At 62.4% G+C, this 5,164-nt stretch carries 6 protein-coding genes and 1 pseudogene; all 7 read left to right on the plus strand.

The window, feature by feature from the left end; genetic code table 11:
* The first annotated feature begins 25 nt into the window (after positions 1 to 25).
* Complete coding sequence (locus C9413_RS27385; protein ID WP_170251164.1) at positions 26 to 1,021, plus strand: glycoside hydrolase family 3 protein; 996 nt, start codon at positions 26 to 28, stop codon at positions 1,019 to 1,021.
* Between the two features lie 20 nt (positions 1,022 to 1,041).
* Positions 1,042 to 1,902, plus strand: coding sequence for a ScpA family protein (locus C9413_RS27390; protein WP_039844710.1), 861 nt, complete (start codon positions 1,042 to 1,044; stop codon positions 1,900 to 1,902).
* 68 nt (positions 1,903 to 1,970) lie between these two features.
* Entirely contained in the window at positions 1,971 to 2,615 is a 645-nt protein-coding gene (gene scpB / locus C9413_RS27395) for an SMC-Scp complex subunit ScpB (RefSeq protein ID WP_223844005.1), read from the plus strand.
* 187 nt (positions 2,616 to 2,802) lie between these two features.
* A complete protein-coding gene (locus C9413_RS27400) occupies positions 2,803 to 2,994 on the plus strand; it encodes a twin-arginine translocase TatA/TatE family subunit (RefSeq protein WP_022715359.1) in 192 nt (63 codons plus the stop codon).
* Between the two features lie 51 nt (positions 2,995 to 3,045).
* A complete protein-coding gene (tatB, locus tag C9413_RS27405; RefSeq protein ID WP_039844712.1) occupies positions 3,046 to 3,675 on the plus strand; it encodes a Sec-independent protein translocase protein TatB in 630 nt (209 codons plus the stop codon).
* The gene (gene tatC, locus C9413_RS27410) at positions 3,672 to 4,499 is read left to right on the plus strand and encodes a twin-arginine translocase subunit TatC (RefSeq protein ID WP_039844713.1); all 828 of its coding nucleotides are present in this window, start codon (positions 3,672 to 3,674) and stop codon (positions 4,497 to 4,499) included. Before tatB ends, tatC begins: the two co-directional genes overlap by 4 nt.
* Before the next feature lie 101 nt (positions 4,500 to 4,600).
* Positions 4,601 to 5,155 (plus strand): annotated as a pseudogene (locus C9413_RS27415) (serine--tRNA ligase); the annotation flags it as partial.
* Between the last annotated feature and the right edge of the window lie 9 nt (positions 5,156 to 5,164).

The following is a 5,164-nucleotide window of genomic DNA, read 5'->3' on the forward strand; positions in this document are numbered from 1 at the left end:
CTCGGATCGAAACGAACCAAACCCGCTGCTCCGGGGCGGTCGCGGCACGCCCCCCCCCCCTGAAAAAAACTCCTCCTACACGTCTGGGCGGCCCGGGGGCTTCATCCTCTCCGGCCGAATTATCCCCGACCCCCGGAAAACCCCCGGTCTCGGCGCCGAAAGGCGCGAAAGCGTCGGCTGGCCCGCGCCGGCGCTGTTTGAGCAGGAAGGTGGTCGCGTACAGCGCATCCGCCCGCCGATCCTGCAGCACTATCCCTCCGGCCAGGCGCTCGGGGATATCTACCGGCGCAATCGCGAGCAGGGGTTGCGCGCGGCATGGCTGATGTCGCGGTTGCACGCCTTTGATCTTCTCAAATTCGGCATCAATGTCGATTGCCTGCCTGTTCTCGACGTACCGGTCGAAGGCAGCAGCAGCGTCATCGGCAACCGTGCCTATGGCGGAGATCCGAAAACCGTCGCCGATATGGGGCGTGCCGCGGCCGAGGGGCTGAAGGCCGGCGGGGTGCTGCCGGTGATGAAGCATATCCCGGGCCACGGCCGCGGCTTTGCCGATTCCCACCACGAACTGCCGGTCGTCACGGTCTCGCGCGATGAACTGGAAGCGCACGACTTCCCCCCCTTCATCGCCATGAGGGACGAGCTTGCGGCAATGACCTGCCACGTCGTCTTTACGGCGATCGATCCGGACAATCCGGCGACGACCTCCAGCAAGGTGATCGACGGCGTGATCCGAAAGCGCATCGGTTTCAAGGGCCTGTTGCTTTCCGATGATACGTCGATGAACGCCTTGGCTGGGACAATTAGCGAGCGGGCTGCAAATATCATTGCAGGCGGATGCGATATCGTGCTGCATTGCAACGGCCATATGGACGAGATGCGGCAGGTCGTGGCAAACACGCCGGTATTGGCGCATGCCGCGCTGGAGCGGGCAACTGCCGGGCTGGCGGGCTTCCCAAAAGTCGACCAGGCGGACGAGGCGGCGATCCGCGCCGAATTCGACGGAATGTTCGCAACCGTCTGAGCGATGGAAGAGAGGCAGAGGTGAACACGGTCAAAGGCACAGAGTGGACACAGGCGGCGGCAACGCCGATGGACAAGCTTTGGCAGGACAATGGTGCCGACCGCGCGAGCCATGAGCCGGCGCTGGTGATCGACGTCGCCGGCTTCGAAGGCCCGCTCGATCTCCTCCTCTACCTCGCCCGCAACCAGAAGGTCGATCTTTCGCGCATTTCGGTGCTGGCGCTTGCCGAGCAGTATCTGCAGTTCATCGAAACCGCCCGCCGCATCCGCATCGAGCTTGCCGCCGATTATCTCGTGATGGCGGCATGGCTCGCCTATCTCAAGTCCCGCCTGCTGATCCCGCAGCAGGTCAAGGACGACGGTCCCTCCGGCGAGGAGATGGCCGCAACGCTTGCCTTCCGCCTGAAACGCCTCGAAGCCATGCGCGAGGCTGCAAGCGGGCTCGTCAACCGAAACCGTCTCGGCCGTGATATCTTTGCCCGCGGGGCGCCTGAGCATATTCCGGACCGGCAAAAATCCGCGTACGAGGCAAGCCTTTACGATCTCCTGACCGCCTATGCGTCGCTCCGCCAGCGCCAGGCCGTGACCCAGGTCACGATCGCGCGCCGCACCGTCTGGTCCCTGACCGATGCCCGCGAACTGCTGACCCGCATGATTGGCGACATCGGCGGCTGGACTGTGCTGGAGCATTACCTTCTGCGTTATCTGGCATCGCCGGAAGAGCGCGTCACGGCAATCGCCAGCGCCTTTGCCGCCTCGCTGGAACTCGTACGCGAGGGCAAGCTGGAGATCCGCCAGGACGCCGCCTTCGAGCCGCTCTATATGCGCCGGGGACCGAAGCATGCGACCCTGCAGGTCGTCGAGCAGGAGAGGCCCGCTTGATGGATTCCAGAGACGATATCGGCCGCGGTGAAGGCGAGGGCGCTTTCCACGAGAATTTCCAGGCGGAGATGGAAGCCGAGCGCATCGCCGAGGCGTTGGTCTTTGCTTCCTCGCAGCCGGTTTCCGAAGCCTTCATCGCCGATCGCTTGCCGAGAAATTTCAGCGTTCGCGCCGTCATGCTCCGGCTCAAGGAGCAGTATGCGCCGCGCGGCGTCAACCTTGTCCAGGTGGATGATGCCTGGGCCTTTCGCACAGCCGCCGATCTCTCCTTCGTCATCCGCCGCGACGACAACGAAGTCAAGAAGCTGTCGCGTACCGCCCTTGAGGTTCTGGCGATCATTGCCTATCACCAGCCGGTCACCCGCGCCGAGATCGAAGATATCCGCGGCGTGCAAACCTCACGCGGCACGCTGGACGTGCTGATGGAAGCAGGCTGGGTGCGCTTCCGCGGCCGCCGGCGCACGCCCGGCCGGCCGGTGACGCTCGGCACGACCCGCGATTTCCTTGACCATTTCGGCCTCGAGGAACTTCGCGACCTGCCCGGGTTGGAGGAGCTGAAGGGCGCCGGCCTTCTTTCCGGCCGCATTCCCGCGAATTTCAACATCCCATCGCCCTTGATGAGCGACGAACTGACCGAGGACGAGGATCCGATCACGCAGTTGGACCTTGAGGAATTGGGTCTTCTCGCGCCCGGCGGCGCCTCTGAAGATTAGTGTCATCCGGTCTTTGTTTTGACACCGACGACGAAAACAATAGAGATCACTATAATTCGATACCCGGACGACTTGTCATTATGGGCGAAGCCGTGACATTAAGCGTCAATTCAAGGGGAGTTTCGATATTGGAAACGATGTCGGAAACTCTTACATCGAAGAAAGATCGCAACAGGGAGTATGCGTAATGGGTTCTTTTAGCATGTGGCACTGGTTGATCGTTCTGGTCATCGTGCTGTTGCTGTTCGGCCGCGGTAAGATTCCGGAGCTCATGGGCGACGTTGCCAAGGGCATCAAGAGCTTCAAGAAGGGCATCAACGACGAAGAAGCGCCGGACACGGCGAAAACCGTCGATCACAAGGCCGACGAACCGAAGTAACAAGTCCGGGAACGGGTGGCTTTTGCCCCGCTTCCCCTCCAGGAGCCTTGAATGTTCGATATTGGCTGGACCGAGTTGCTTGTCATCGCGGTCGTGTTGATCGTCGTCGTCGGTCCGAAGGATCTGCCGCCGATGCTGCGCGCTTTCGGCAAGATGACGCAGCGTGCCCGCAAGGTCGCCGGCGAATTCCGCGCCCAGTTCGACGAGGCGTTGCGGGAGGCGGATCTCGATGACGTACGTCAGACGATCAGCGATGCGCAGCGGCTTAATCCGGCAAACAGCCTGCGCGAGGCGATGAACCCGCTTCGCCAGATGGGCAACGACATCAAGGCCGACCTGCAGAAGGCAACGGCGGTCGAAAACAAGACCGAAGCGCCGCCGGTTACCGTGCCGGCGCCGTCGATGAGCCTGCCCGAAACGCCGCCTGTCGTTGCGCCGGCTCTAGAAGCGGGCCCCGCACCAGCCGTCGCCGAAAAGCCGAAGGCCGTGCGCAAGCCGCGCGCTGCCGCCGAAAAGGCGCTGCCTGCGGCTGCAACCGGGGCTGCTCCTGCTGCAAAGACCGCCGCCGCCGCGAAAGAACCGGCCGCAGCAACAAAGGCTGCGCCAGCAAAGCCTGCTTTGGCAAAGAAGACTGCAGCCGCTGCGAAGAAGACGGCGACCAGGAAAAAGGACGAGGCATGAGCGGTGATATCGAAGACAAGCCGCAGCCGTTGATCGAGCACCTGATGGAGCTGCGCACGCGGCTGATCTGGGCGATCGGCGCGTTTTTCGTCGCCTTTATCGTCTGCTTCTTCTTCGCCAAGCATCTCTTCAATGCCCTGGTTTACCCTTACAAATGGGCAGTCAGCTGGGCCGGCCTCGATGTAACGAAGGCACAGCTCATCTATACGGCTCCGCAGGAGTTCTTCTTCACGCAGGTGAAGGTCGCGATGTTCGGCGGCCTTGTGATCGCCTTCCCAATCATTGCCGCGCAAATCTACAAGTTCGTCGCCCCCGGCCTCTACAAGAACGAGCGTGCGGCCTTCCTGCCGTTCCTGATCGCATCGCCGGTCCTGTTTCTGCTTGGAGGCGCACTCGTCTATTTCTTCTTCACGCCGATGGTCATGTGGTTCTTCCTGACCATGCAGCAGGCGCCGGGCGAGGGCGATGTCGCGATCTCGCTGTTGCCGAAGGTTTCGGAATATCTGAGCCTCATCATGACGCTCGTCTTCTCCTTCGGTCTCGTGTTCCAGCTTCCGGTCGTCACGACCCTGCTTGCGCGCGTCGGCCTTCTCACCTCGCAGTGGCTTGCCGAGAAGCGCAAGTTTGCGATCGTGCTCGCCTTCGTCGTCGCCGCCGTGCTGACGCCGCCCGATCCGATGTCCCAGATCGGCCTTGCACTGCCGACGATCCTTCTCTACGAGATTGCCATCTACGCTGCGCGACTCGTGGAGCGCCAGCGTTCCCGGCAGGCGGTCGAAGAGGCGGACGGGTCTGCGGACGTTGCCAAGACGGACAGCGTTTGAGCGGTTCTCCGAAATTCCCTCCTGAACGCATGCAAAATATCCGGTCGAGGCCCGGTCAGGCTTTGGCCGGGTCATGTCCTTCGTAACGACCCGGAACGACAATGCTCGATATCAAATGGATCCGTGAGAATCCCGAGGCGCTCGATGAAGCACTGGCCAAGCGCGGTGCGGAGCCCTTGGCCCAAAGCCTCATAGCTCTCGATGAGAAGCGCCGTTCCGCCGTACAGAGGGTGCAGGACCTGCAGTCCCGCCGCAACGCCGCCTCCAGGGAAATTGGCGCGGCGATGGCGCAGAAGAACAGCGAGCTTGCCGAAAAGCTGAAGGCCGAAGTCGCCGAGATGAAGGTTTCGCTGCCGGCGGCCGAAGAGGAAGACCGCCAGCTGACGGCCGAGCTCAACGACGCGCTGGCGCGCATTGCGAACGTGCCGCTCGACGACGTACCGGTCGGCAAGGACGAGCGCGACAACGTCATCGCTCGCACGGTCGGCGAAAAGCCGCGCTGGAACCACACGCCGAAGGAACATTTCGAAATCGGCGAAACCCTTGGCTACATGGATTTCGAACGTGCCGCCAAGCTTTCCGGTTCGCGCTTCACCGTGCTGACAGGACCGCTTGCGAGGCTCGAGCGCGCGCTCGGTCAGTTCATGATCGGGCTCTGATCCACA

Origin of the sequence: Rhizobium sp. SEMIA 4085, assembly GCF_013004495.1 — a bacterium.
Classification (GTDB): Bacteria; Pseudomonadota; Alphaproteobacteria; order Rhizobiales; family Rhizobiaceae; genus Rhizobium; species Rhizobium gallicum.